At 72.1% G+C, this 25,174-nt stretch carries 25 protein-coding genes and 1 tRNA gene; 20 read left to right on the forward strand and 6 right to left on the reverse strand.

The genetic code is table 11. The features are described from left to right. Positions 1-46 precede the first annotated feature (46 nt). On the reverse strand, positions 47-1,312 hold the full coding sequence (locus tag ACO4JP_RS02970; protein WP_425955909.1) for an NAD(P)/FAD-dependent oxidoreductase: 1,266 nt from the start codon (positions 1,310-1,312) through the stop codon (positions 47-49). Positions 1,313-1,502: 190 nt separating this feature from the next. On the opposite strand from ACO4JP_RS02970, the gene ACO4JP_RS02975 reads away from it, so the two are divergent. The 17 genes from ACO4JP_RS02975 to ACO4JP_RS03055 all read left to right on the forward strand — a co-directional run bounded on the left by ACO4JP_RS02975 (position 1,503) and on the right by ACO4JP_RS03055 (position 20,468). Then, positions 1,503-2,240, forward strand: a complete 738-nt coding sequence (locus ACO4JP_RS02975; RefSeq protein ID WP_425955910.1) for a phosphotransferase family protein — start codon at positions 1,503-1,505, stop codon at positions 2,238-2,240. A 445-nt stretch (positions 2,241-2,685) separates the two neighbouring features. Further along, positions 2,686-3,978 carry an ABC transporter substrate-binding protein gene (locus ACO4JP_RS02980; RefSeq protein WP_425955911.1) on the forward strand — a complete coding sequence of 431 codons (1,293 nt, stop codon included), beginning with the start codon at positions 2,686-2,688 and terminating at the stop codon, positions 3,976-3,978. 77 nt (positions 3,979-4,055) lie between these two features. After that, positions 4,056-5,018: a carbohydrate ABC transporter permease gene (locus tag ACO4JP_RS02985; protein WP_425955912.1), complete on the forward strand. Its 963-nt coding sequence runs from the start codon at positions 4,056-4,058 to the stop codon at positions 5,016-5,018. Then, a complete protein-coding gene (locus tag ACO4JP_RS02990; RefSeq protein WP_425955913.1) occupies positions 5,018-5,893 on the forward strand; it encodes a carbohydrate ABC transporter permease in 876 nt (291 codons plus the stop codon). The genes ACO4JP_RS02985 and ACO4JP_RS02990 overlap by 1 nt, the downstream gene beginning before the upstream one ends. A gap of 101 nt (positions 5,894-5,994) precedes the next feature. Next, the gene (locus ACO4JP_RS02995) at positions 5,995-8,418 is read left to right on the forward strand and encodes a glycoside hydrolase family 10 protein (RefSeq protein WP_425955914.1); all 2,424 of its coding nucleotides are present in this window, start codon (positions 5,995-5,997) and stop codon (positions 8,416-8,418) included. Continuing rightward, the gene (locus tag ACO4JP_RS03000; protein WP_425955915.1) at positions 8,415-10,580 is read left to right on the forward strand and encodes an alpha-galactosidase; all 2,166 of its coding nucleotides are present in this window, start codon (positions 8,415-8,417) and stop codon (positions 10,578-10,580) included. Before ACO4JP_RS02995 ends, ACO4JP_RS03000 begins: the two co-directional genes overlap by 4 nt. Next, positions 10,577-12,250 (forward strand): glycoside hydrolase family 13 protein, encoded by a 1,674-nt coding sequence (locus ACO4JP_RS03005; RefSeq protein WP_425955916.1) that lies wholly within the window; start codon positions 10,577-10,579, stop codon positions 12,248-12,250. Before ACO4JP_RS03000 ends, ACO4JP_RS03005 begins: the two co-directional genes overlap by 4 nt. Continuing rightward, positions 12,247-13,770, forward strand: a complete 1,524-nt coding sequence (locus ACO4JP_RS03010; protein ID WP_425955917.1) for a DUF4127 family protein — start codon at positions 12,247-12,249, stop codon at positions 13,768-13,770. The genes ACO4JP_RS03005 and ACO4JP_RS03010 overlap by 4 nt, the downstream gene beginning before the upstream one ends. Then, a complete protein-coding gene (locus tag ACO4JP_RS03015) occupies positions 13,770-14,693 on the forward strand; it encodes an ROK family protein (RefSeq protein ID WP_425955918.1) in 924 nt (307 codons plus the stop codon). Before ACO4JP_RS03010 ends, ACO4JP_RS03015 begins: the two co-directional genes overlap by 1 nt. Before the next feature lie 60 nt (positions 14,694-14,753). Then, positions 14,754-15,491, forward strand: coding sequence for a GntR family transcriptional regulator (locus tag ACO4JP_RS03020; protein ID WP_425955919.1), 738 nt, complete (start codon positions 14,754-14,756; stop codon positions 15,489-15,491). A gap of 68 nt (positions 15,492-15,559) precedes the next feature. Further along, positions 15,560-16,360 carry an N-acetylmannosamine-6-phosphate 2-epimerase gene (locus ACO4JP_RS03025; protein WP_425955920.1) on the forward strand — a complete coding sequence of 267 codons (801 nt, stop codon included), beginning with the start codon at positions 15,560-15,562 and terminating at the stop codon, positions 16,358-16,360. 10 nt (positions 16,361-16,370) lie between these two features. Next, positions 16,371-17,399, forward strand: coding sequence for a Gfo/Idh/MocA family protein (locus ACO4JP_RS03030; protein ID WP_425955921.1), 1,029 nt, complete (start codon positions 16,371-16,373; stop codon positions 17,397-17,399). Beyond that, complete coding sequence (locus tag ACO4JP_RS03035) at positions 17,396-18,436, forward strand: Gfo/Idh/MocA family protein (RefSeq protein WP_425955922.1); 1,041 nt, start codon at positions 17,396-17,398, stop codon at positions 18,434-18,436. The genes ACO4JP_RS03030 and ACO4JP_RS03035 overlap by 4 nt, the downstream gene beginning before the upstream one ends. A 1-nt stretch (position 18,437) precedes the next feature. Beyond that, positions 18,438-19,028 carry a Gfo/Idh/MocA family oxidoreductase gene (locus ACO4JP_RS03040; RefSeq protein WP_425957038.1) on the forward strand — a complete coding sequence of 197 codons (591 nt, stop codon included), beginning with the start codon at positions 18,438-18,440 and terminating at the stop codon, positions 19,026-19,028. Beyond that, positions 19,025-19,354 carry a hypothetical protein gene (locus ACO4JP_RS03045; protein WP_425955923.1) on the forward strand — a complete coding sequence of 110 codons (330 nt, stop codon included), beginning with the start codon at positions 19,025-19,027 and terminating at the stop codon, positions 19,352-19,354. The genes ACO4JP_RS03040 and ACO4JP_RS03045 overlap by 4 nt, the downstream gene beginning before the upstream one ends. A 74-nt stretch (positions 19,355-19,428) precedes the next feature. Then, entirely contained in the window at positions 19,429-20,238 is an 810-nt protein-coding gene (locus tag ACO4JP_RS03050) for a DUF2975 domain-containing protein (RefSeq protein WP_425955924.1), read from the forward strand. A 2-nt stretch (positions 20,239-20,240) separates the two neighbouring features. Beyond that, positions 20,241-20,468 carry a helix-turn-helix domain-containing protein gene (locus tag ACO4JP_RS03055; protein WP_425955925.1) on the forward strand — a complete coding sequence of 76 codons (228 nt, stop codon included), beginning with the start codon at positions 20,241-20,243 and terminating at the stop codon, positions 20,466-20,468. Here ACO4JP_RS03055 and ACO4JP_RS03060 read toward each other — a convergent pair. Continuing rightward, entirely contained in the window at positions 20,395-20,676 is a 282-nt protein-coding gene (locus ACO4JP_RS03060; RefSeq protein WP_425957039.1) for a nucleotidyl transferase AbiEii/AbiGii toxin family protein, read from the reverse strand. The two genes, ACO4JP_RS03055 and ACO4JP_RS03060, sit on opposite strands and share 74 nt — an antisense overlap. Positions 20,677-20,867: 191 nt before the next feature. After that, positions 20,868-21,245 (reverse strand): type IV toxin-antitoxin system AbiEi family antitoxin domain-containing protein, encoded by a 378-nt coding sequence (locus ACO4JP_RS03065; RefSeq protein ID WP_425955926.1) that lies wholly within the window; start codon positions 21,243-21,245, stop codon positions 20,868-20,870. Between the two features lie 308 nt (positions 21,246-21,553). Between ACO4JP_RS03065 and ACO4JP_RS03070 the strand changes: the two genes are divergently transcribed. Both ACO4JP_RS03070 and ACO4JP_RS03075 read left to right on the forward strand, forming a co-directional pair. Then, the gene (locus tag ACO4JP_RS03070) at positions 21,554-22,075 is read left to right on the forward strand and encodes a hypothetical protein (protein ID WP_425955927.1); all 522 of its coding nucleotides are present in this window, start codon (positions 21,554-21,556) and stop codon (positions 22,073-22,075) included. A 577-nt stretch (positions 22,076-22,652) separates the two neighbouring features. Then, on the forward strand, positions 22,653-23,339 hold the full coding sequence (locus ACO4JP_RS03075) for a hypothetical protein (protein WP_425955928.1): 687 nt from the start codon (positions 22,653-22,655) through the stop codon (positions 23,337-23,339). 38 nt (positions 23,340-23,377) lie between these two features. Here the strand turns inward: ACO4JP_RS03075 and ACO4JP_RS03080 are convergent, their stop codons facing one another. Together ACO4JP_RS03080 and ACO4JP_RS03085 are read right to left on the reverse strand one after the other, a co-directional pair. Further along, entirely contained in the window at positions 23,378-23,722 is a 345-nt protein-coding gene (locus ACO4JP_RS03080) for a PIN domain-containing protein (RefSeq protein WP_425955929.1), read from the reverse strand. Continuing rightward, positions 23,722-23,979, reverse strand: a complete 258-nt coding sequence (locus tag ACO4JP_RS03085; RefSeq protein ID WP_425955930.1) for a type II toxin-antitoxin system Phd/YefM family antitoxin — start codon at positions 23,977-23,979, stop codon at positions 23,722-23,724. Before ACO4JP_RS03085 ends, ACO4JP_RS03080 begins: the two co-directional genes overlap by 1 nt. Positions 23,980-24,147: 168 nt before the next feature. On the opposite strand from ACO4JP_RS03085, the gene ACO4JP_RS03090 reads away from it, so the two are divergent. Next, positions 24,148-24,687 (forward strand): hypothetical protein, encoded by a 540-nt coding sequence (locus tag ACO4JP_RS03090; protein ID WP_425955931.1) that lies wholly within the window; start codon positions 24,148-24,150, stop codon positions 24,685-24,687. Positions 24,688-25,029: 342 nt separating this feature from the next. On the opposite strand, the gene ACO4JP_RS03095 is transcribed toward ACO4JP_RS03090, so the two are convergent. Further along, a tRNA-Pro gene (locus tag ACO4JP_RS03095) sits at positions 25,030-25,106 on the reverse strand. Between the last annotated feature and the right edge of the window lie 68 nt (positions 25,107-25,174).

Genomic DNA, 25,174 nt, shown 5'->3' on the forward strand with positions numbered 1-25,174 from the left:
CCCCGTCCTCGGCATCGCTGACTGCCGACGACGGGGCTTCGTGCGGTCACGCTCGCGTCACGAACCCCTCCAGCGCCGCCCGGTCCGCCGGGATCGCGCTGCGGATCAGCTGCTCCACCTCCGGCATCCGGTCCCACACGTTCAGGCCCATGCCGGCCTGCACGACGCCGCCGCGCAGCCAGAACGCGAAGGCCTCGCCGTCCTCTGGGGAGCCGCTCACGACCACCTCCTCGTACCCGCCCGGACCGTCGACGAACCCGGTGTACTCCATCCCCAGGTCGAACTGGTCGGAGTAGAAGTACGGCAGGATGTCGTAGGCGTCGGTCGCGCCCAGCATCGCGCGCGCGGCGTGCGGGCCGGTGTCGTTCGCCCTCGCCCAGTGCTCGACCCGCAGCGGCCGGCCGTACGTCGCCGACGGGATCGAGGCGATGTCCCCGGCGGCCCACACGTCAGGGTGCTCGGTGCGCAGGGTCGCGTCGACGGCGACCCCGCCCCCTTCGGCGGCCGACCGCAGCGAGAGCCCGGCTGCTGCCGCAAGCCCCACGTTCGGCGTCGCACCGACACCCACCACCACGATCGAGGCGTCGACGTGCGTGCCGTCGGCCATGTCGACGCCGGTCACCCGGCCGTCGGTGCCCGTGAACCCGGTGACGCTCGCCCGGCGGTGCAACCGCACCCCGTTCTTCTCGTGCAGCTGCGCGTACACCTCACCCATCTCGGGGCCCAGCACCCGGCCGAGCGGGTGCGTGCCCTGCCCGATGATCGTCACGTCCAGCCCGAGCTGCCGCGCCGACGCCGCGACCTCGAGGCCGATCCACCCGTCGCCGACGACGGCGACGGGCGCCGCGCCCTCGTGCGGCTCGGCGCCCTCGAGCGAGGCCTGGAGCAGCACGCCCGAGAGGCGGTCCGCGTCGTCGAGCGTGCGCAGCAGGTGTACGCCGCGCAGATCGTGGCCCGGCAGCGGCAGCGGCCGGGGCGTCGAGCCTGTGGCGAGCAGCAGGCGGCCGAACGCCAGCGAGGTGCCGTCTGCGAGCGTGACCCGGTGGCTCTCCAGCGAGAGCCCCACGGCGGTGGCGTGCGTGCGCACGTCGACCGCGTGCTCGCGATACCACTCCTCGCCGAGAGGGAACACGGACTCCCGCTCGGCCTGCCCCCGGAGGTAGTCCTTCGACAACGGCGGCCGCTCGTAGGGCCGGTGGGGCTCGCTGGTGACGACGATCAGGTCGCCGTCGTACCCCTCTTCGCGCAGCGTCGAGACGGCACGGGCGGCGGCCAGGCCACCACCCACGACGACGATCGGATCCGCGGTCACCAAGACCTCCAGGGGCGCAGGAGCAGGGAGAACATTCTGCTGATCCTGCCCGCTCCGGCTCGTGAGCGCGAGAGGGCCCCGTCCGGTGGCTGGAAGGTCCCCACGCCGACGGCCTCGCCGCTCGCCCGCCCGGGCTGTGCTGCGGCAATTCGGTGGCGACGTCGGTGACCGTCCTTCGATACTGGCTGGCGTGGACGAGGTCCAGATCGTCGTCGCTCATGACGAGCGTGCAACCCTCCGCGTCGGCGACGTGTTCTTGAAGATCGACGCCGACCAGTCACGCATCGACGTGGAGGTCGCGGCGATGGCCATGGCGCCCGTCCCGACCCCGGAGATCCTGTGGCGCAAGCCGCCCGTCCTCGCGCTCGCCGCGGTCCCGGGGAGGGCCCTCGGTCGGCTCGGTGAGCCCTCGCCGGCCTCGCCGGCAGCGTGGGCCGCAGCGGGTGCCGCACTACGGGCGCTCCACGGCGCACCGCTTCCGCCCTGGCCCGGTCGGCCTCTCGACGAGGACGCGTCGCGGCTCGACGCCGAGTGCGCGTGGCTCGTCCGGAACCGCGTCCTTCCCGCCGACCTGGTCGAGCGCAACCACCGGATCGCCGAGGCTGCGCTCCGGCCACGGACGCCGGTGTTCGCCCACGGCGACCTGCAGATCACGCACGTGTTCGTCGACGGTGACGAGATCACCGGGGTGATCGACTGGTCCGAGGCGGGCCAGGGCGACGCCCTGTTCGACCTCGCGGTCCTGACGCTCGGGCACGAGGAGCACCTGGGAGACGTCCTCGCCGGCTACGGCACCGATGTCGATCTCGAGGCGATCCGCGCCTGGTGGTCGTGGCGAAGCCTGGTGGCGGCCCGCTGGCTGATCGAGCACGGCTTTGACCCGTCGGAGCCGGGAGCTGAGTTCGACGTGCTGAGAGCTGCCCGGTGATGTGTCCCTGGCACGACTCCGGCGCACTGCGCCCACGTGGTCGCTGACCCGAGGTCGCATCAGCTGCGTTCCGACGCGGACGCGGGCCACGTACGTGGCACTTGACCGAGTCGACGTACTCTCTAGCCTGCGCTCGGCACTCGATACGTTTCGATCAGGGGAGGTGCACCCAGGTGGGAGCCACCCGGGGCGCTGGCCTCACGGCCCCTCGCGCCCCCGGCTGCGCGACTCCGAGTCGGTCGACCCAGCAACTTGGTCTATACCTCAGTCGTGCGAGAGCACTGTGGTCAGTGTCCAGCCCGGCATCAAGGTTGCCTCGAATTGGCGGTTACGGCGGCGTGCGAGCCTGTGTTCCATGACTGGTTGACAGATTGGTATACACCTGTGATGCTCCAACTGGTGTAAACCAACCGCTCTTCCAGACAGGACGAACAAGGAGGTACGTATGTCTAGCCGAAGGCTGGTGGCGGCCCTGGCCGGCGTTGCCGCGGGGCTGTCGCTTGCGGGTTGTGGGCTGTCGGGTGTCCAGGCAGGGGGTGCCGGGTCGGACGCGAGCGCGAGCGCCGGCGGCGAGATCACGGGCGACGTGACCCTTCAGACCTGGGCGCTCAAGGCGGGGTTCTCGGACTACATCGAGGGCGTGATCGCCGACTTCGAGAAGACCTACCCCGGCACCCACGTGAAGTGGATCGACCAGCCGGGCGACGGGTACGCGGAGAAGCTGCTCGCGCAGGCGAGCGCGGGTGAGCTGCCCGACGTCGTCAACACGACGCCGGCGTTCGGGTTCCAGCTCGCCAAGGAAGGCCTGCTGCAGGACCTGACGAGGGTCGACGACACCCTCGACGCGACCTACGTCCCCGGCGCTCTCGAAGGCTTCCAGTTCGCGGGCGTCGAGGGCACCTACGGCTATCCCTGGTACCTCTCTTCCGAGCTCAACTACTGGGACACCGACATCCTCGCCAAGGCGGGCATCGACCCGAAGAGCCCGCCGGCAACCTTCGACGACCTGGTCGCGGCGTCGAAGACCCTCAAGGACGCGTCCGGCGGCCAGATGTACCTGATGAGCAAGAAGCCCGACCTCGGCGACTTCGCCTCGGCCGGCATCAAGGTGATCAACGACGACGGCACCGAGTTGATCTTCAACTCGGACGACGCCGTCGCCCTGCTGGACAAGTACCGCCAGGCGTACGCCGACGGCCTGATGCCGGCCGACGTGCTGACCGACAAGTTCCTCGGGGACACCGAGCTCTTCAAGAAGGGGACCGTCGGCTGGACGGCCACCGGCGGCAACTTCATCGCCGGCGCGGTCAAGGACAACCCGTCGCTCGAGGGCAAGTTCGCGGTGTCGCCCCACTTCGGGACGCCGCCGATCGACGTCCAGGGCGTCTCGATCCCGAAGACGACGAAGAACCTGCCGACGGCGATCGCCCTCGCGCAGTTCCTGACGAACGAGAAGAACCAGGACGCGTTCGCCGAGCTGGTCCCGGGGATCTTCCCGTCGACGACGGCCTCGCAGTCCCAGGACTTCGCGAAGTCGGACGGCACGCCTGACGGCGACGCGAAGGCGATCGCGTTCACGTCCCTGAACGACGCCCGGGTGATGGAGCCCGTCCAGGTCACGGACGCGATGTCGACGGTCATCAAGCAGCAGGTCGCCGCGGCCATGACGGGCCAGGTGTCGTCGCGTGAGGCGCTCGACGCCGCCGTCGAGAAGTGCAACCAGCTGCTCGCGGAGTAGCTGCGACGGGCGGGGCGGGGCGACGTCGCCCCGCCCCGCCCGCCGACGCACACGTCCCATCTCAACGAGGAGACCAGATGAGCGCCACTGCCGAGGTGACGAAGGGCCCGGTGAAGGCCGCGGGCCGGGACCGCGCGGGAACCGCCGTCCCGCGGGCGCGGTCGCCCATCCGCACGCACGGCTGGTTCTCGCCGTGGCTGCTGTGCTTGCCGGCGATGTTCTTCCTGGTGACGTTCAACGTCGTGCCGGCGGTCAACACCGTCGTGCTGTCGTTCACGAACGCCAAGATGCTCTCGGGCGGCACGTTCGTGGGGCTGGCGAACTTCACGCGCATGCTTCACGACGAGCAGGTGGGCGTCGCGCTGGTCAACGTGCTGGTCTACCTCGCCGTCTGCCTGCCGTTCCTGCTCCTCCTCCCGCTGGCCCTGGCCATCCTGGTCGAGAAGAAGATCCCGGCGATCGGGTTCTTCCGGACCATGTTCTACACGCCGGTCGTCGCGTCGGCCGTCGTCGTCGGGCTCATCTGGAGCTGGATGCTCGACGACCGGGGGGCCATCAACGGGATCGCGCACAGCCTCGGCCTCGTGACGAGGTCGATCCCGTTCCTCACGGACCGCTGGCTGCTGCTGTTCAGCGCCATGAGCCTGACGATCTGGAAGGGCCTCGGCTACTACATGGTCGTCTACCTGTCCGCGCTCGGCAGCGTGCCACGCGAGCTGCACGAGGCGGCGGCCGTCGACGGCGCCGGAGCCTGGCGGCGGTTCTGGACCGTGACCGTCCCCGGCGTGCGCGGCACCATGTTCCTCGTCGGCATCCTGATCGTCATCGGGGCACTACGGGTGTTCTCGGAGCTGTACATCCTGACCAACGGCGCCGGGGGCATCGGCGGGAAGAACGTCTCGCCCGTCATGCTCATCCAGATGTACGCCAGCGGGTTCAACGGCAACCTCGGCTACGCGTCGGCGCTGTCCGTGATGCTCTTCTTCGTCACGCTGATTCCCCTGCTCGTCATCGCACGCATCCAGCGGAAGGTCGACTGATGGCCGCCGTCACCGCCCCCGCCGAGCGCACGTTCCACCGCGGCTTCTCCTCCGTGCAGACGCGCGAGCTCGTGGTCCGCTACGTCCTGCTGGTCCTGGTGCTGGCCCTGACGGTCGGCCCGTTCCTGTGGCAGCTGTCGACGTCCCTCAAGGGCCCGGCGGACGACGTCTACAGCGCGACCCCGCAGCTCATCCCGCGCGACCCGACCTTCGCGAACTTCGTGGAGGCGGCGACGAAGGTCCCGATCCTGCAGTTCGCGCTCAACTCCGTGCTCGTCGCGGTCCTCGTCGTCGGGGGCAACGTGATCGGGTGCACGATGGCCGGCTACGCGCTCGCCCGGCTGCGCTTCCGGGGTCGGGGGGTGGTCCTGGCCGCGATCTTCGGCACGATGCTGCTGCCGGCCGAGTCCACGATCGTCGCGCAGTACCTGACGGTCCGATCGTTCGGGCTCTCGGACCATCTGCTCGGCGTCGCCCTGCCCGGCATGGTGGGCATGATCAACATCCTGCTCATGCGCGCCGCGTTCATGGCCGTCCCGAAGGAGCTCGACGAAGCGGCGCTGGTGGACGGCGCCAACGTGTGGCAGCGGTTCTGGCGGGTCGGCCTGCCGAACGCCCGTGGCATGGTCGCGGTCATCTCGGTGTTCGCGTTCATCGCGGCCTGGGACGACTTCCTGTGGCCGCTGCTCGTCCTCACGACGCCGGAGCGGTTCACGCTCACGGTCGGCCTGCAGTACCTGTCCGGCGCGTTCTCCTCGAACCCGAGGGTGATCGCGGCGGGGACGATGATCGCCTTCATCCCGATCGTCGTGTTCTTCCTGGTCCTCCAGAAGCAGTTCTTCAAGGGCGTGGACGCCGGCGCGATCAAGGGCTGAGCCCACCCGATCCAGGTCTTCAACGAGGCGGAGGAGCGACGTCGCTTCCTCGCGCTCGCTGTCGTCACCAAGTCAGAGTCGACGAAAGGAGCGATGTTGTCATGAAGTTCAGACGAAGCAACAGCCGGCGGGGGACGAGGGTCGTCTCGCTCTGGGCGGCGACCGTGGCGGCCGTCGCACTGACCGCGGCGGGGGGCGGGGCGGTCGCCGCACCGGCCGCGGCGCAGGGCGAGACCGTCGACCGCACGACGGTCGTCGCCGCCGACGGCACCCGGTGGGCGATCGACGCGGTGAACACGGGGCGGGGCGCGGGGATGCTCGTCGAGTACACCCCGGACTACGGGTTCTCGACGTTCACGAACCAGTGGGGCGCGGAGGCGGTCCTCGAGGCCACCGGGGCGCCGAACACGTACCGCGTCCTCAAGGTGGTGACCGCCGGGGTCGACGGCGCCGCCGCCGGCAACCAGCAGATCCCCGCCGACGGGCTCGTGATCAGCGGCGGCCCGGCCGGGGACCCGGACCCCGTCGCGTGGGTCACCGACCACCTCGCGGCCGGCGACGAGGTCATGGTGGTGCGCCCGACGTCGCTCGACGGGTCGCACGCGCTGGCCGCCACCGACCCGACGCCGCGGTCCAACCCCGACGGCGCCCCGTTCCCCGGGTACCGCGGCCAGGACCAGCTCATCCAGTACACGTCCGCGTTCGGCGAGACGACCGGGACCAACGAGTGGGGTTCCGAGGCCGTCGTCCAGGGCGGCATCATCACCGCGCTCGGCGCGGCGTCCACCGCGATCCCGCAGGACGGGTACGTGCTGAGCGGCAACGGCCTGGCGGACACCTGGCTGCGCGCGAACGCCGTCGTCGGCGCGAGCGTCGAGATCGCGGACGGGACCGTCCACATCAGCAGCGACGTCGGCACCTCCATCGACAACGCGGCGCGCGGCGTCGCCTCCGTCGCCGCGACCGTCAGCTCTCGCTACGACGCGTTCGCCGACGCCGACTTCACCACCGCCGGCTCCGCGCTCGACCAGGCGCAGGCGCTCCTGGACAAGGCGCGTGCCGCGCAGGGCACCGACGATCAGGCCGCGCTGTACTACGCCGACCAGGCCGCTGCGGCCGCCCGCGCGGCGAGCTACGCGTCCACGCCGTCGCGCGTCGCCGAGTCGCGCGGCGTCTGGTACCGCCCCGTGGAGGCGAGCCCTGCGGCGATCCAGGCCACCGTGGACGCGATGAAGCGGACGGGGGTCAACGAGGTCTACCTCGAGACGCTCTCCGGCGGCTACACCATCTACCCCAGCGCGGTCGCCGCGGCGCACGGCCTGCCGGCGGTCCGCCCGGAGTTCGCCGGGTTCGACTCGCTCGCCGCGTGGAAGGCCGCAGCGGACAAGGACGGCATCGAGCTCCACGCCTGGATCGACGGCCTGCAGGTCGGCAACGAGCTCGGCGACGGCGTCGGGCCCATCGTCCAGCTGCACCCGGAGTGGCTCGCCGCCGACCGCAAGCATGCGGGCACCACCACCGCGACGGCGTCGTACAACGGGTTCTACATGCTCGACGTCACCGACCCGGTGGCCCGGCAGTACCTCGTCGACGTCACCGCCGAGATGGTCGGCAAGTACCACCTCGCGGGGCTCGACCTCGACTACATGCGCTACTGGGACAACGGCAACGTCGAGGACTCGTACAACTTCTCCGACGACTCGCGCGGCGCCTACGAGGCGCGGACCGGGATCGACCCCGTGACGCTCTCGCGCGACGCCGACGCCGACGCCTGGGGCGCTTGGGCGACGTTCGTGAACGGCGAGGAGAACCGCCTCGTCGCCGACATCGCCCGCGACGTCAAGAAGGCCGCGCCGGCGGCCGTCGTGTCCGACGCTCCCGAGGTGGGCACGGAGAACGACAAGATCGGCCAGTGGAACGACGCGCTCGACGTGGTCGTCCCGCAGGCCTACACGGCCAACCTCGACTCGATCCACCAGCGGGTGGCGGGCATCGAGGACACCATGACGGGCGGGCAGCTCGTCTACACCGGCCTGAGCGCGATGTACGAGCGGCTCGGCGCCGACCGCACCGTGGAGCAGACGCAGGCGGCGCACGACCTCGACCAGGGCACCGTGATCTTCTCCTGGGGGCAGGCCGGCCCGGCGCACGTGACCGCGCTGTCGAGCGGCCCGTGGCGTGAGGCGGCCGTCTCGCCCGGCGTCCACCCGATCGAGGCGACCCGCGCCATGATCGACGACGCGGCGGAGAACATCGCGGGCTCGTACCTCCCGCGCGGCGGCATCTCGTCGAACGACGCCAAGGCGTACCTGCAAGGGCTCGCCGCCGTGAAGTCGGCCCTGGGCACACACCCGACCGAGGGGCAGATCACCGCGGCGCTGCGTCAGCTCGCCGCCCTCGGGGCCGACGTCGAGCGCGAGCGCGCCGCCGGCCACGTCGCGGACGCGGTGGCGTCCCGCCTGGGCGAGAGCCTCGGCACGTGCACCGCGTTCCTCACCTACGCCTCCGAGCGAGGCATGCGGTGACGGCGGGGACCGACGACGTCGTCCACCTGCGCGCGGGCGGCGTGTCGCTCGTCGTCGAGGCGGGCGGGGGCCTGCCCCGGGTCGTGCACTGGGGTGCGGACCTCGGTGACCTCGACCCGGTGAGCGTGCGGGGTGTCGCGACGGCGTCGGTCCCACCTGTCGTCTCGGGCCCGGTGGACCAGGTCGTGCCGCTGGCGGTGCTGCCGGAGGCGCACCGCGGCTGGCTCGGCACCCCGGGCCTCTCCGGGCACCGCGACGGCCGCGCGTTCGCGCCCGCGTTCGTGACGAACGGCGTCGACCTCGACACGGCGAGCGACGGCGCGCAGCGGCTCGTCGTCCGCGCGCGCGACGACGAGGCGGCCCTGTCGCTCACGCTCACGATCGCGCTCGCGCCGTCGGGCCTCGTGTCGCTGGACGCGGCGCTGACCAACGAGGACGCGGCCGAGGCCTACCGGCTCGAGGAGCTGCTGCTCGCGCTGCCGGTGCCGACGCAGGCCACGGAGATCCTCGACTTCACCGGCCGCCACCTGCGGGAGCGGGCGCCGCAGCGGCACCGCTTCACCCAGGGCACGCATCTGCGGGAGAACCGCCGCGGCCGGACCGGTGCCGACGCGACGATGCTCCTGCTCGCCGGCACCCCGGGCTTCTCGTTCGAGTCCGGCGAGGTCTGGGGCGTGCATGTCGCGTGGAGCGGCAACCACCGGACCCTGGCCGAGCGGAGCGCGGAGGGCCAGGGGATCCTGGCCGGCGGCGAGCTGCTCCTGCCGGGGGAGCTCGGGCTCGGCCCGGGGGAGACGTACCGGTCGCCGACCGTCCATGGCGCGTGGGGCACGGGCCTCAACGCCTTGTCCTGGCGGTTCCACGACTTCCTGCGTGCGCGCCCGGGGCACCCGAGCGCCGAGCGCCCGGTGCTGCTCAACACCTGGGAGGCGGTGTACTTCGACCAGGACGCCGACACCCTGCGCGAGCTCGTCGACGCGGCCGCCGACGTCGGCATCGAGCGGTTCGTGCTCGACGACGGGTGGTTCCGCGGCCGCCGGGACGACACCGCGGGGCTCGGCGACTGGTACGTCGACGAGGGCGTCTGGCCCGACGGGCTGCACCCGCTCGTCGAGCACGTGCGCGAGCGCGAGATGCAGTTCGGGCTGTGGTTCGAGCCGGAGATGGTCAACCCGGACTCCGACCTGGCCCGTGCCCACCCCGGGTGGATCCTCGGTCCGGGCGGAGCGCTGCCGCCCGAGGCGCGTCATCAGCAGGTTCTGGACCTGACCGACCCCGAGGCCTACGCCTTCGTGCTCGGCCGGATGGACGCGATCATCACCGAGTACGGCATCGACTTCGTCAAGTGGGACCACAACCGCGACCTGGTCTCGCCCGGGCACGGCACGCTCCGGACCGCGGGTGTGCACGAGCAGACGCTCGCGGTCTACCGGCTGATCGACACCCTGCGCGCGCGCCACCCGCGGCTCGAGATCGAGTCCTGCGCGTCCGGGGGCGCCCGGGTGGACCTGGGTATCCTGCAGCGCACGGACCGGGTCTGGGCCAGCGATGCGATCGATGCCCTGGAGCGCCAGCAGATCGAGCGCTGGACGCGGCTGCTGCTGCCGCCCGAGCTCATCGGGTCGCACGTCGGCGCCGCGTGGGCGACCGCTACCGGCCGCACGCAGGAGCTCGAGATGCGCGCGGGGACGGCGTTCTTCGGCTCGTTCGGCGTCGAGCGCGACCTGCGGCACGCGGACGAGGACGAGCGCGCGGCGCTGCGGGCATGGATTGCCCTGTACCGGCGCCATCAGGAGCTGCTCCACACCGGCCGGTTCCACACCGTCGACCACGGCGACCCGTCGCTGCAGGTCCACGGGGTCGTCGCGCGGGACCGGGGCGAGGCCGTCTTCTCCTTCGTCTGCCTCGCGACGTCCGAGTACGCCCGGCCCGGGCTGGTGCGCCTGCCCGGCCTCGACCCGGACGCCGAGTACGACGTCCGGCCCGTGCCGCTGGCTGCGCGCGTCGACAAGCTCATGGGGCGCACCGTGCCCCCGTGGTGGGCTGACGGGATCACCCTTCCCGGCAGCGTCCTGTCCCGGCACGGGGTGCAGATCCCCGCGCTCTTTCCCGAGAGGCTGACGATGGTGCACCTGGAGCGGACCAAGGCGGTCACGCGATGAGCGGGACCAAGACGACCGAGACCGCGACGACGGAGGCGTGGTGGCGGCAGGCCGTCGTCTACCAGGTCTACCCGCGCAGCTTCGCCGACGGGAACGGCGACGGCATCGGCGACCTCGCGGGCATCCTCGCGCGCCTCGACCACCTGGTCGCGCTCGGGATCGACGCCGTGTGGCTCAGCCCGTTCTACCCGTCCGCCCTGGTGGACGGCGGGTACGACGTCGACGACTACATGGACGTGGACCCGCGCATCGGCACGCTCGACGAGCTCGACCGCCTCGTGGCGGCCCTGCACGCGCACGGCATCCGCGTGCTCGTCGACCTGGTGCCCAACCACTCGTCGGACCGGCACGAGAAGTTCCGGGCGGCCGTGGCCGCCGGGCCCGGGTCGCCCGAGCGCGACCTGTACGTCTTCCGCGACGGACGCGGGGAGCACGGCGAGCTGCCGCCGGCGGAGTGGTCGTCGCTCATGGGCGACCCGGCCTGGACCCAGGTGCCCGACGGGCAGTGGTACCTGCACCTGTTCACCAAGGAGCAGCCCGACTGGAACTGGGCCAACCCGGCCGTGCACGCGTACTTCCGGGACGTGCTGAGGTTCTGGGGTGACCGAGGCGTCGACGGGTTCCGCGTGGACGTGGCCAACGGCCTGACCAAGCGGCTCGAGGCCGACCTGCCGACGCAGCAGGAGCTGGACACGCCCGGCACGTTCCCGGTGGGCGACCACCCGCTGTTCGACCGCGACGACGTCCAGGACGTCTACCGCGAGTGGCGAGCGGTGTTCGACGAGTACGACCCGCCGCTGATGGCCGTCGCCGAGGCGTGGGTGACGCCGGACCGGCGACTGCGGTACACCGCGTCCGGGGGGCTGGACCAGGCGTTCGGCTTCGACCTGCTGCGAGGCACGTGGGACTCGGCCGTGTTCCGCCGCATCATCGAGGAGAGCTACGCCCTGGCCGAGCGTGCGGGCGTGCCCGCCACCTGGGTCTTCTCCAACCACGACGTCGTGCGGCACGCCACGCGCTACGGGCTCGTGGGTGGCGGGGACGAGAACGACTGGCTGCTCAGCCGGGGCGCGCACCCGGCCGAGGACCGCGACCTGGGCCTGCGCCGTGCGCGGGCGGCGACGATGCTCGCGCTGGCGCTGCCCGGGTCGGCCTACCTGTACCAGGGTGAGGAGCTCGGCCTGCCCGAGGTCATGGTGCCCGACGAGCAACGTCAGGACCCGGTCTTCTGGCGCAAGGGTGGCAAGGAGATCGGGCGGGACGGCTGCCGCGTGCCGCTGCCGTGGACGAAGGACGGGTCGTCGTTCGGGTTCGGCAGTGGTGGCGCGCACCTGCCGCAGCCCGACTGGTTCCGTCACTACGCGGTGGACCTCCAGGAGCAGGACCCGGCATCGACGCTCCACCTGTACCGGCGCGCGCTCGCGCTGCGCCGTCGGCTCCAGGCCGACGCGCGCCTGGACTGGCTCGAGCTCGGTGACGGCGTGGTGGCCTTCCGCAGGCCCGGGGGCTGGTGCTCGGTGACGAACTTCGGCACCGCGCCGGTGGCACTGCCCCGCGCGACGGTGCTGCTGGCCAGCGACGTCCGCGGGCTCCACGACGGGTCGCTCGGCCCGGACACGACGGTGTGGCTGGACCTCGACGGTCCGGCCGGGACGACGCAGGAAGCGTGAGGGAGACGACGACCATGCAGATTGCGCTGCTTCCGCTCGACGAGCGGCCCGTGAACGTGCGGCTGCCCGCGGCCGTCGCCGCCGTCGCGGGCGCGACGGTCGTGGTGCCGCCCGAGGGCTCGCTGCCGCGCATGCGCGAGCGCGGCGACGTCGAGGCGCTCGGGGGCTGGCTGACCGAGCAGTGCCTCGACGCGCGCACCGACGCCGCCGTGGTCTCGCTCGAGATGCTGCTGCACGGCGGGCTGATTGCCTCCCGGCTCAGCGACGACGACCTGGCGGCGATCCTCGCCCGGACGCAGACGCTGCGGACGATCCGCGCCGCCCGCCCGCGCATGCCCGTCGCGGCGGTCTCCGTCGTCATGCGCGCGAGCGACTCGTACATCGCCGACGAGGAGCCGGCCTACTGGACGCAGCACGGGCGCGACCTGCACGCGCTCGGCGGGGAGCTGCACCGCAGGTTCCTCGGCCGGCCGGCGACGCCGCGCGGCGCGCAGGCCCGCGCCGTCCCCGCCGAGGTCCGCAGCGACTTCCTGCGGCGGCGGCTGCGCAACCACGCGGCCAACCTCGCCGCGGTGGAGCTCGCCGCCGCGGGCGTCGTGGACCCCCTCCTGATCACGGCGGACGACACCGCGACCCGGTCGGCCGGATCGCTGGAGCAGGTCTGGCTCGACCACTGGGTCCAGGCCCTGCAGCCCGACGAGCGCTCGGTCGTGGTCCACGCGGGCGCCGACGAGGTCGACACCGTCCTGGTGTCCCGGGCCCTGGGCCTCCTGCACCCGGACCCGGTGCGCATCCGGCTGTCGTGCGCGGATCCTTCGGGCCTCGAGCGCGTCGCCCTCTACGAGAACTCTCCGATCGGCGAGGGGGCGTCGTCGCAGGTCAGGGCCTCGGGAAGCATCGTCGTCGCCGGAACGGCGGACGCCGTCCTCGTGGTGCACGCGCCGGACCCGGACCGCGGCGACTGGCGTGGGGACCTGCCCGAGGATCGGTGGGTCGGGCCGGTCAAGGCGACCGTCGAGGCGGTGCGGGCGGCGCTCGACTCTGGCGCCGAGGTTGGCGTGGCCGACGTGCGGTACGCCAACGGGGCCGACCCGGCCCTCGTCGAGCAGCTGCGCGACGAGGGGCTGCTCGGCGGGCTGGCGGCCTACGGCGGCTGGAACACGGCCGGCAACACGATCGGGTCCGTCGTCGGGGCGCTGCGCGCCAGCGTGATCGGCAAGCGGGCCGGCACGTTCGACGCGACGGCCCAGCGACGGCTGCTCGTCCACCGCGTGCTCGAGGACTGGGGCTACCAGGCGGTCGTGCGGACCGGGCTGACCGGCGACGTCGACCCGCGCACGGGGCGGGACCCCGCCGCCGGCGCGGCCGAGGCCGGCTACCTCGAGCAGACGCGCCGGGGGCTCGAGGCGCTGCTGGCGACGTTCGCGCACGGCACCCGGCTGGAGGACGTGCGCCTGCCGTGGCACCGGTCGTTCGAGGTCGACTTCGACCTGCGGCTCCCCGCCGGACGGGCGGGCTGATGCGGGTCGCCGTCGGCGTCGACCTCGGCGGTACCAAGACGGCGGGCGGCGTGGTCGACCTGCACGGCGAGGTGGTGCACCACGTCGTGCGGCCGACCCCCGCCGCCGCGGGGCCCCACGCGGTGCTCGGCACCCTGTGCGACGTCGCCGCGGACCTGGTCGCGTGGGCCCGCGGCCGCGGCGCCGAGCTGGTGGGTTGCGGCGCCGGGGTGGCGGGGGTGATCGACCCGAGCGGCGTCGTCACGCACGCCACGGGCGCCCTGCCGGGCTGGGCCGGCACCGACGTCGCCACGGCGCTGGCGTCGGCGACCGGGCTGCCGGTCCGGGTGGTCAACGACGTGCACGCCCTGGCCCTCGGCGAGGTCCGGTCCGGGGCCGCGGCGGGGGAGCCGAGTGCGCTCGTCGTGGCGGTCGGTACCGGGATCGGCGGCGCGTACGTGCGCGACGGTGACGTCGTCGTCGGGCGGACGGGCACCGCGGGCTCGATCGGGCACGTGCCCGTGGGGGGCGGCGAGGCGCGTCCGTGCCCGTGCGGGGGCGTCGACCACCTGGAGGCCCACGCGTCGGGCCCGGCGATCGTGGCGCGGTTCCGCGAGCAGGGCGGCGAGGCGCGGCGGCTCGAGGACGTCGTCGCCGCGGCCCGTGCCGGCTCCGCGCTCGCGCGCGGCGCGCTGTCCGAGGCGGGCGCGACGATCGGGCGCGCTCTCGCGGGGACGATGAACCTGCTCGACCCGCACGTCGTCGTCCTCGGCGGCGGTGTGGTGCACGCGGGCCCGATCCTGCTCGACGCCGTGCGGCGCGAGGTGGTGGCCCACACCCTGCCCGGCCCGCGCTCGGTACCCGTCCTGCCCGCGGCGGGGCTGCGGCACGGGAACGTCATCGGCGCCGCGAGCCTCGTGACGGCACGCGGGCGGGTCGGATGAGCGCCGCGCGACTCGGCCGCAATCCTCGCCGCCGGTGGTGTAGACCTTTATGCTGGCGTCATGACGACGGATGACCCGGTTGCCCCGACCAAGCCGGAGCGCTCCAAGTACCTGCAGATCAAGGACTCCTTGCTGCACGACTACGTCGACGGAAAGCCGGCAGGCAGCACGCTGCCTCCCGAGCGCGTGCTGGCGCAGGACTTCGCGGTCACGCGGGTCACCGTGCGCCGCGCGATCGACGAGCTCGAGTCGGACGGCCTGGTCTACCGGATCCAAGGTGGCGGCACGTACACGGTCGGCCCGTCGATCGCCAAGTCGCTGCGCCTGACGTCGTTCTCGGAGGACATCCGCGCGCGCGGCCGCACGCCCAGCTCGCAGGTCCTCGAGGTGTCGCACGGCCCTGCCGGGGACGAGATCGGCCGAAGCCTCCACCTGAGCCCTAGGGACCTAGTCGTTACCGTTCGCCGGCTGCGCATGGCCGACGGCGAGCCGATGTGCCTCGAGGTCTGCTCGCTCGCCGCCGCGCTCGTCCCCGGCATCGAGGACGAAGACCTCACGGGCTCCCTGTACGGCCTCCTGTCCCGACGCTACGGCCTGGAGCCCGCACGGGCGGAGCAGCTGATCGAGGCCACCGTGCTGGACGAGCGCGAGGCGGCGATGCTCGCCGTGCCCTCGTTCTCGGCCGCGCTGCGCGCCACGCGCACCTCGTACGACGCCCGCGGTGGCGCGGTCGAGTTCGCGGTGACGACCTACCGGGCCGACCGGTACTCGCTGAGGTTCGCCGTCCGCCGCGACTGAGCGGGTCGTCCGCGGCCCATGGGATGCCTTTCTTTGCACTATCGAGATGAATGGTATATACCAAAGCCGTGAGATCGAACCAGCAGTCCCGACATGGACGGCGACCCCGAGCCGAGATCCTTGCCAGCCTCGCCCGAGGCCTCGTCGTCTCCGCTCAGACCCACCGGAACGGCGGCCCGCTCGACGACCCGGACACCCTCGTCCGGATCGCGCTCGCGGCCGAGCTCGGGGGCGCCGCGGCGTTCCGGGTGGCGTCCGCCGACGTCGTCGGGCTGCTGCGCGCGCGCACCGCCCTGCCGATCATCGGGATCACCAAGAACCTCACGGTCGGGGACGCCGTCTACATCACGCCGACGGTCGCCGACGCGCTCGCCCTCGTCGACGCCGGGGCGGACATCGTCGCGGCCCACGCGGCCCGCGAAGGCCGGCCCGCCGAGACGTTCGAGGAGATCGTCCGCGCCTGCCACGCGCGCGGCGTCGCCGTCCTCGCCGACTGCGCAACCCTCGACGAGGCAGCCGACGCCGTCCGGGCCGGCGCCGACGCCGTGGCGACGACCATGGCCGGGTACACCGAGGGCACCCGGCACGTCGTCCCTCCCGCCCTCGACCTGGCCTCGCAGCTTGCGCACGAGCTGCCTGTGCCGGTGATCGTCGAGGGCGGCGTGTGGGACCGGGACGCCGTCGCGGCGGCGTTCGCTGCGGGCGCCCACGCGGTGGTGGTCGGCTCGGCCGTCACGGACCCCGAGCGCATCACCCGGCGGCTGGTCGAGGCGATCCCGGCCGGGGCAGGCACGGACCCCGTTCCGGTAGGCCGCGCGGACGCCGTGGCGCCCAGCCCGGCCTCGTCGGGCACGTTCACACAGAGCTGAGGAGAGTCGGTTGACCACCAGAGTGGGGCTTGTCGGGGCAGGGGGCATCGCGGTCGCGCACGCCGCCGCCTGGGAGGAGCTCGGGGCAGAGATCTCGATCTACAGCGAGGCCGGCGCCGCGGGGCTGGCGTCGCGGCACGGCGCCGCCGTCGCCGCGTCGTTCGACGAGCTGCTGGACCGGAGCGACGTCGTCGGCGTGCTCACGCCGACGCCGAGCCACCACGCCTACGCGCTCCAGGCGCTCGAGGCGGGCAAGCACGTGGTGTGCGAGAAGCCGCTCGCGCGGACCCCGGAGCAGGCAGCCGAGCTGGTGCGGACCGCCGGGCTGTCGAGCGGCAGGCTCTACCCGGCGCACGTGGTCCGCTACTTCCCGGAGTACGCCGCGATGCGGTACGCCGTCGCCGAGGGGCGTATCGGGCGGCCCGCCGTCCTGCGGTTCATGCGCAGCGGGGTGTTCCCGTCCTGGTCGCCCTGGTTCGCCGAGGAGGAGCAGTCGGGCGGGATCGTCATGGACCAGATGATCCATGACCTCGACGTCGCGCGATGGGTCGCCGGCGAGGTCGTCGGGGTCTATGCCACCCGCACGCCGGCGCGGGACGACGGGCGTCAGTCCGCGCACGTCACGCTGACCCACTCGTCCGGCGCGGTGAGCCTTGTCACCGGCGTGTGGGGGCCGCCGCACCTGACATTCCGGACGGGCTTCCACGTCTCCGGCGACGGCGGCACGCTGCGATACGACTCGGCGGACGCGCACGGGGTCCGCCTCGACCTCGGGCCCGCGACCCCCGGCGGCGAGCCGCGGCCCGCCGCGGCCGGCGGCGAGAGCCCCTACCTGGCCGAGCTGCGCGAGTTCGCGAACGCCTTCGACGGCGGTCCCGCGCCGCGAGTGAGCGCCGTCGATGGCGCGCTGGCTGTCGAGCTCGCCTGCGCCGCCCTGACCTCGATCGCCACGGGCGAAGTGGTCGCGGTCGACACCGCCGCCCGCGCCGCCGAGCTGACGACCGCCACGGTCGCCGCCACCGCCGGGAGGAACGCATGACCGCCGTCGGGCACGAGCGCGCCGTGAAGGTCGCGCTGCTCTCGTTCGCACACTCCCACGCGGAGGCGTACGCGCCTCTGCTCGCGAGCTGGCCAGGGGTCGAGCTGCTCACCACCGACCCGGACGGCGACACCGCTGGCGACGGCCCGCTGCGCGGGCGCAGGCTCGCCGACGAGCTGGGCGTCGCGTACGTCGACTCCTACGAGGAGGCGCTGGCCTGGGGCCCCGACGCCGTCGTCGTCTGCAGCGAGAACGCGCGGCATCGCGACCTCGTGACCTCCGCGGCGGCGGCCGGGGCGCATGTGCTGTGCGAGAAGCCGCTGGCCACCACCCTGGAGGACGGGCAGGCGATGGTCGACGCGTGCCGTGCGGCCGGGGTGTTCCTCATGATGGCGTACCCGGTCCGGTTCAGCCCGGAGTTCGAGACCCTGCGCAGGAACGTCGAGGCCGGGGTGCTGGGCGACCTCCTGGCCCTCGTCGGCACGAACAACGGCAAGATCCCCGTCGGCGGGCGCCCCTGGTTCGTCGACCCCGAGCTGGCCGGCGGCGGCGCGCTCTTCGACCACGTCGTGCACGTCGCGGACCTCGTCGACGCGCTGCTCGACGGCCGGGAGGCCGTCGCGGTGCGCGCGGTGACGAACCGCATCCTGCACGCCGACGACCCGCGGGTGCGGGCCGAGACGGGCGCCCTCGTGAGCGCCACGTACGCCGGCGGGACGACGTTGAGCATCGACTCCTCGTGGAGCCACCCGGACGCGGCGCCCAACTGGGGCGGCCTGACGCTGCAGGCGGTGGGCAGCGACGGCGTCGTCGACATCGACCCGTTCGGCGCTCACGTCACCGGGACGGCCGGCGGCGGGGAGGCGTGGCTGTACCTCAGCACCGACCTGGACCGCGCGATGCTCGACCACTTCCTCGCGGCCGTCCGCGCCGGAACGCGGCCCCAGCCCGACGGCGAGGTGGGCCTGCGCACACTTCGGCTCGTGCTGGACGCGCAGCGGTCGGCCGCGACCGGCGCGGTCGTGCACCGCGGCTGACCTGGGCGTCGGCGTCGGCGTCGTCGGGGTCGGGGAGCGCGCGCAGATCGCGCGCCACGTCGGGGCGGCCGGGGTCGGCGCGCGGGTCACCGCCGTGGCCGACCCCGCGCCCGACGACGTCGCGCGAGGCCGGGCGATGTTCGGCGCCGGGGTGCGCTCGTTCGCGAGCCACGCCGCCCTCGCCGCGAGCGGGGCCGTGGACGCCGTCGTCGTGGCGACCCCGGACGACACGCACGCCGGCGTGGCGGCGGACCTGCTGGAGGCGGGCATCGCCGTCTACCCGGACCGCCGCCGGTCGTGGAGCGCCGAGGGGGACCGCGAGTACCCCATCGAGGGCGTCGCGGCGGGGCACGAGGACGCGGACCTGGCCACCATGGTCGAGTACGTCCGGCACGTCGCGCTGGGCGAACCCGTCGCTCTCTCGCCGGTCGCCGCCCGCGAGGCGGTCGCCGCGGCCGCGCTCGCGACGGCGTCCCTGCGCGGCGGCTCGATTCCGCTCGACGTGCCCGAGCCCGACCCGGACGTCGTCGCCACGCTCGAGGCGGACCGGCAGGCCGGACCTCGACACGAGGAGAGTGACCCGACGACATGACCACCCCGACAGTCCTGTTCGTCGGCGACAGCGTGACCGACTGCGGGCGCCGTGACGACCCGACGGGGCTCGGCGACGGCTACGTCCGAATCAGCGCCGCGCAGGCCGCCTGGCGCGAGGACCTGGACGAGAAGATCGCCGTCGTGCGTCGCCTCGCGGCCGAGACGTCCGCGGTCGTCGTGCACGCCGATGCGCGCCCCGCCGGCGCGGGGAACGCCGCCGAGCTCGCCGCGGACGGCGTGCATCCCACGGCGCGCGGGCATGCCGTCCTCGCCGAGACCTGGCTCGAGCAGGCGGGGACCGCGACCGGGCGGACGGCCGGATAGCGGTCTGCGTCTGGACCAGCCCACCGTGGTGCGTCTGGTGAGCGGACCCACCCCTTGCCCTAACGATTATCGTTGTGCCACTCTCTCTCTTGCGACACAACGACAATCGTTATAGAGGAGTGGCGATGGCCCTGGAGAGGATCCACAGGACGGCGACGGCGCAGCAGTCGGCACGCATCAGCGTGTGCGTGCTGCGGGTCCTGGTGCTCGCTGCGGCGGCGTGGGTGCTCGTTCTGAACCTCTGGGGTTCGCTCGGGCCGTCCTACGCCGACCTCGTCCGTGTGCCGTGGCCGCAGCACGTCGCGTCGGTGCCCGTCGTCGGTGGCCGTGGGCTCGGCGATCGGGTCGCGGCGATCCAGGGCGACACCGCGGTGCAGTCCGATCAGGAGCGCTACGGCACCGTCGGTCCGAACCTCTTCCCGTGGTCGGACGCGTCCGCCGACGGCACGAAGGACGCCTTCACCGGTCTGCCGCCAGTCGAGTGGGGGTTCGGGGACGCGCGGATGTCGTTGTGGGGCGCCGGCGCGGTTGACCGAGCGAGCCTTGCGGCACCTGTCGTCGCATGGGGAGTCTTGGCACTGGTGGTCCTGCTGCTGCTGTGGCGGCTGGTCGGTTCGATAGCGGCCGACGACGTCTTCACCCGCGCGAACGCGCGACGGGTCGCTCTGATCGGCGTGCTCGTGGCGACCTGTGGGAGCGTGATCCAGTTCGCGGAGCACTGGCTCAACGCCCGGATCGTCGCGCGCTCGGCCGCAGACGGCATCCTGCAGGCCGCATTCAGCTTCTCCTTCCTGCCCCTGTGGGTCGGGCTCGTCGTCCTCGCGCTAGCTCAGGTGTTCCGTGAAGGCGTGCGGATGCGCGACGACGTCGAGGGGCTGGTGTAGCAGTGGGAGAAGAAGCCGCGCACCGCGTCCACTCGCGCCTCGACGTACTCCTGGCCGAGCGCGGCATGACGCTCGTGGAGCTGTCGGAGAAGGTCGGGCTGAGCGTGGTGAACCTCTCGGTGCTCAAGAACGACCGCGCCAAAGCGATCCGGTTCTCTACGTTGACGGCGATCTGCGACGCGCTCGGCTGTGCCGTCGGTGAGCTGCTCGAGGTCCAAGGCGAGCCCTGACCCCTGCCCAAGCCTGACTCGAGCGCCGGCGGGGCCTCTGCCGGTCGGCGTCGGGGTGGCGCAAGGAGAAGTCGAGGTCGGTGCTGAACCGGCCAGCGGGTCCGGCGAACGTCTTGCGCAGCGCCGTGCCACCCTTGAAGACCAGCAGGTCGAACACTTCCGCGTCGACCAGGTGCGCGAGCAGGAGGTCCTGGGCGATGTCGATCAGCGCGGCAGGGCGACCTGGGGACCCTTCGGGGTGTGGCGGGCCAGGAGGCCGGGAGTGATCGGCACGAAGTCAGTCCTTCTTGCGAGCGGTGGCGTTGACGTTCCTGGTGTCCAGGACGTTCCAGCGGGCGTCGTAGCGTCCACCCTTGACGCGTCGGCCCAGCCAGACGGTGTGCTGCGACCTGTTCACGCCTAGGCCCGCGAGGTCGAGCGTGGCGGTGTCGACGTCACGTAGCAGGTAGCCGAGGCGTGTGCGGGTTGCGGCGTCGGTGGCCCCGCGCTCGACGGCGAGAACGGCGTGGTCGGCCCGGTCGACGAGGTCGGCGAGGGCCTCGTCGATGCCGCCCCCGCGTGAGCTCCCGGGGCGAACTCGTACACGCCCCGCTGTCCCGTGGGAAGCAGCCAGCCCGAGAGCCGAAGACGACGTGCGATCTCGCTCGCCGGGGTCTTGATCCCGCGCCGCGCCGCGATGCCGGCGACGTCGGCGGTCGTCACCACGATGGGCTGGTCGAGCTCGAGCTCCTCGATCACCTGACCCAGCGCAGGGCCGAGCGTTCGTGTCTGGGCCATGAACACCTCTTCCTTCGAGCGACGCGTGAAACACACTGAATCTGTGACTATCCAACCTCTCGCGACAGGCGATGGGTGGGCGAGCGACCATCGTCGCGTGGCGCGCCCGCACGGCGGTGCGCAGGTGGGCTGGTACCCCTGCCAGGCTGTGGGCTATGGACGCGCCCGGCAGTCTTCCGTCGGCTCCGCCGCTGTGGGTACCGCCCCAACGGCGTCGGCTTCGCGGGATCGCGTGGTTGGGTGCGGTCCTGTTGCTCGCAGGTCTCGTCATCGCGGTCGCGCCTGCGACGGGCGGGTTCTGTGCCTTCGTGCCGTGCGACCCAGCCGTTCCGCTGCTGGGCTGGTCATCGGCGCCGGACGGGGAGCCGATCCTGCGTGTCGGCCCGGTCTCCGCGTCCGGGACGTCCATCATCGAGCTTTCCACCGCGGACGATGCCGACGGCTCGTCAACGGTGCTCTGGCAGATCAGTCGAGACCCGGACTCGGCACCGGCCTGGAACGGAACGGTCACGCTCGGCGACGTCCCGCCAGGGTTCACCCAAGCCGTGCCGTTGACCGAGCCCGTGCCGCGCGGCGCCGAGGCCTCGGTGTCGAACGGCTGCTACTTCGGATCGGACGAAGCCCCCGTCAGCGTCCCCGCAGGGGTCATCACGACCCAGGTCGGTGCCATGTCCCCCGAGGCCTTTGCCCGAGACGACGGGGGATTCACGCCCTGCCCGTCGAGCGGGCGTCCGCAGCCCAACGGATGGGGGTGGGCGGTCATGGTTGCCGGAGCGGGACTCCTCGCCTGGCGCGCCGGGTCAGCCCGCCGCCTGCCGTATACAGCCTGACGCTCGTCCGGCGACCATAGCCCGCCGCTCAGACGCCTCACGGCTTCTGACTGGACATGCAGTGCGGTTGCGACGTCCAAGCTCGGGGAGCTGGTCGCCCCGGAGCTGCCGGCGTTCGAGCTCCCACCGCAGGGCGGTGAGCGCGCGGGCGGTGTTTCCCGCGATCGTGTACGTGCTGACCAGCGGGTGTGCGTGGCGGATGTTGCCGAACTCGCTCGGGGTCTCGCCGGCCCTGGCCGGCTCGGGGCGGCCTGGTCGACTGGTGCTCGGTCATCCTGGACGCGGCGGCGGTAAGGGCGACTTCGACCACCTGCGCCGCGAGCCGCTGTCCTGCGCCATGAGATGCGTGCAACATCGTCACGCCAACTGATGTACGCCGGCGAGCTTCGGTGTCCCATACTTCCATCCGCGTGACTAATCCCAGGCAGGAGGATCCGCTCGTGCAACGACACTGGCGTGCACGGGCCTGGATTCGAACCCTCGCGGTCCTGCTCTGGCTCGGCCTCCTGGCGCAGCAGTTCTCGACGATCCACTTCGTCCGGCTCGGGGAGATGAACCCAGGCGAGATCAGGGACGGTTGGGTCACGTTGGGCGCGTTGGCCTGCGGCATCGTTCTGCTGGCGTTCCGGCCTTCATCGACGTCACCGATTATCTGGTCACGCTCCAGGGACCGTTCCGGCGGATCAGGTTCAGTCGTCTGGACGTCGTCGAGCTGCGCCCCACACCGTGGGGTCTGCGGTTCCGCCTGCGGGACGGTTCGCGTCACACGAGCATCGTGTGCCAGGCAACGATGTCCGTCGGCGAGCCGCGGTGGTTTGACGTTGCTGAGGCCGTCACCGGCGTTCGGCCCGAGCCAGAAGCGATGGACGAGGAGGAGCCGGAACCTCCCATTCGGGGTCAGTCCGCAGAGCATGACTTTGGCTCGGGCATGGAACAGTTCCTGCAGGGCCTTGCGGTGCTGCGTCGGGACGGTGCGCCGGTGGGCCACGTGGCAACCTCGCTGGGAACCTTTCGCTCCCTCTTCTCCCCGTTCAAGCCCAGGCCATGGGTCTGGCTCGTGGTCGTGTGGGATGACGGCATGAAGGAACGCGCAGTCGAGGACTACCCGCCATGGACCTACGTAGCCGAGATGCGCGCAGGTTCCTTCGAGTGGGAGGTGGGCCGGGACGGAGGCCGCGCCGGTCGCTACGAGATCGACTGGATTCCCCGCGAGCACGTGGAAGCCGAGTGGGCTCGCCTCGGCATTCGCCAAGAGGATTTCTAGCCACTGACGGGCGCCAAACGGTGGGCGGGTGTCGCACATCAGTTGGCCTGGATCTCTGGCACATCACCTGGCTCAGGGCAGTCGAGACAGGCCGGACAGCAGCGAGCGGGCGACCGGCCAACCAACGTGCTCGGCGCTGCAACACGCCCTCTGGCGAAAGCGTCCTCGCTGGTCAACGGGCCGGCGAACGGTCTCGGCGAAGCACCGGCAACGGACGACCTCTTCGTGCGAAGGGGCGACCGGCGCGCGTCGTCGTACGCGACCCGAGGGGCGTAGAACGCGACGTGCCCTGCGTGCTCGGTGACGATCTGGCGGACCTTCCTCCCGAGCACGGCGCGCATGAGGATGTTCGCGTCCAGGACGATGCTGCGATCGATCTCCACTACCGCCGCGCCTCACGGCGAGCGGCCTTGAAGTCCTCCATCAGCTCCTCGACATCCAGACCCTGCTCCTCGATCAGCGCGTCCAGCGTCGCCGCCGCCGACTGCAGCGCGGCAACCTCCGCCGACAGGTCCGCCTTCGCCGGGATGAAGAACCCGACCGTCTGCCCGTGCCGCGTCACCGCCACTGGCGTGTCCGAGGCGATGTAGTCAGCAAGGCTCGCCCGGAACTCCCTGATCCCCACTTTGGTTGCGGTCACGGCGACCCCCTTGTGTATCACTGTGTACACAAGTATAGCGCATTTGGACGATCATCGAACTACCGCGCCTTCCGTCGGCGACGCTCGCTCCTCCTCCTGGATCTCAAGAAGCAGGTCCAGCTCGACGAGCTGCCATGGGTCCGAGCGGCAAAGGTGCACAGCACGCCTGTGGCGGACGAGGCCGCCGCGGTATCTCGGCGGGTCGGTGCGCTGGCGCTGGACCACTTCCCGGACACAATCCTGCCCGACCCGCTGATCCAGGAACTGAGCCACCTGCTTGGCGCCGGCCGCAGCGATGTGGCCTTGGTCGAGGAGCTCGCCGCCGACATCTTCATGGGCCGCTTCTCGGACAAGTTCCGTCGCGCCGCACAGGTTGCGGCTCGAAAGCTGGCCGAGGCAGCCCTGGCGGGCGTGGCCTCGCGACTTGAGCTTGCTCCTCGCCAGGAGCGCCCACTCGCGACGGTGAAGGACGCTGCATACGCGTGGCGGCAGATGGTCTTCTTCCTCAGCGTCGCACCGAGCATCGAGCTTTGTCCGTTCATCGACCGCGCCGAGGCGCGGCATGGCCGGGTAGGCGGGATGCGACAGCTGCTTGGTGGACTCCGCGAGGCAGCGGACAGCAGCACACCACCCCGCCAGTTCGTAGGGTGGGTAACTGGTCGCCATCGGATTCTGGACGTTCTCGGGGTTTCGCGCTGGAGCGCTTGAGCGCAAACCGTGTCGATGCATCTCGCTGCGAGACTGCGGCGTGGCTGCCGGGAGGCGCAGTGATGGATCAGGTACGCGCCCTCGCTGTCGGGATCGACCTTCACTTCGTCCCGACGACCGAGGGTGGTCGCCGCACCGCTCTTCGAGGTGGATGCGAGCCCGACGTCCGCTTCACGTACCGGCCGAACTGGGGCCTTCCCGAATGGGCCGACGGCGAGCAGACAGGTGCGCCCGTTCTTGGCTTCTCCCGGTCGAACATTCAGAGGCCGCGAAGAGGTCTCTCCGGAGAACGCGAAAGGGCCGCTGCCCTGAGCAAATGCCCAGGTCAGCGGCCCTTTCGGCTGGTCGGGGTGACAGGATTTGAACCTGCGACCTCTTCGTCCCGAACGAAGCGCGCTACCAAGCTGCGCCACACCCCGAGGGACTGCCCACACGCGCTACTGCGCGGTGAAGCCTGCTCAGCATAGCGGAGCATCGGCCAAGGACG

Origin of the sequence: Xylanimonas sp. McL0601, from assembly GCF_049852175.1 — a bacterium.
In the GTDB taxonomy this organism is placed as follows: domain Bacteria; phylum Actinomycetota; class Actinomycetes; order Actinomycetales; family Cellulomonadaceae; genus Xylanimonas.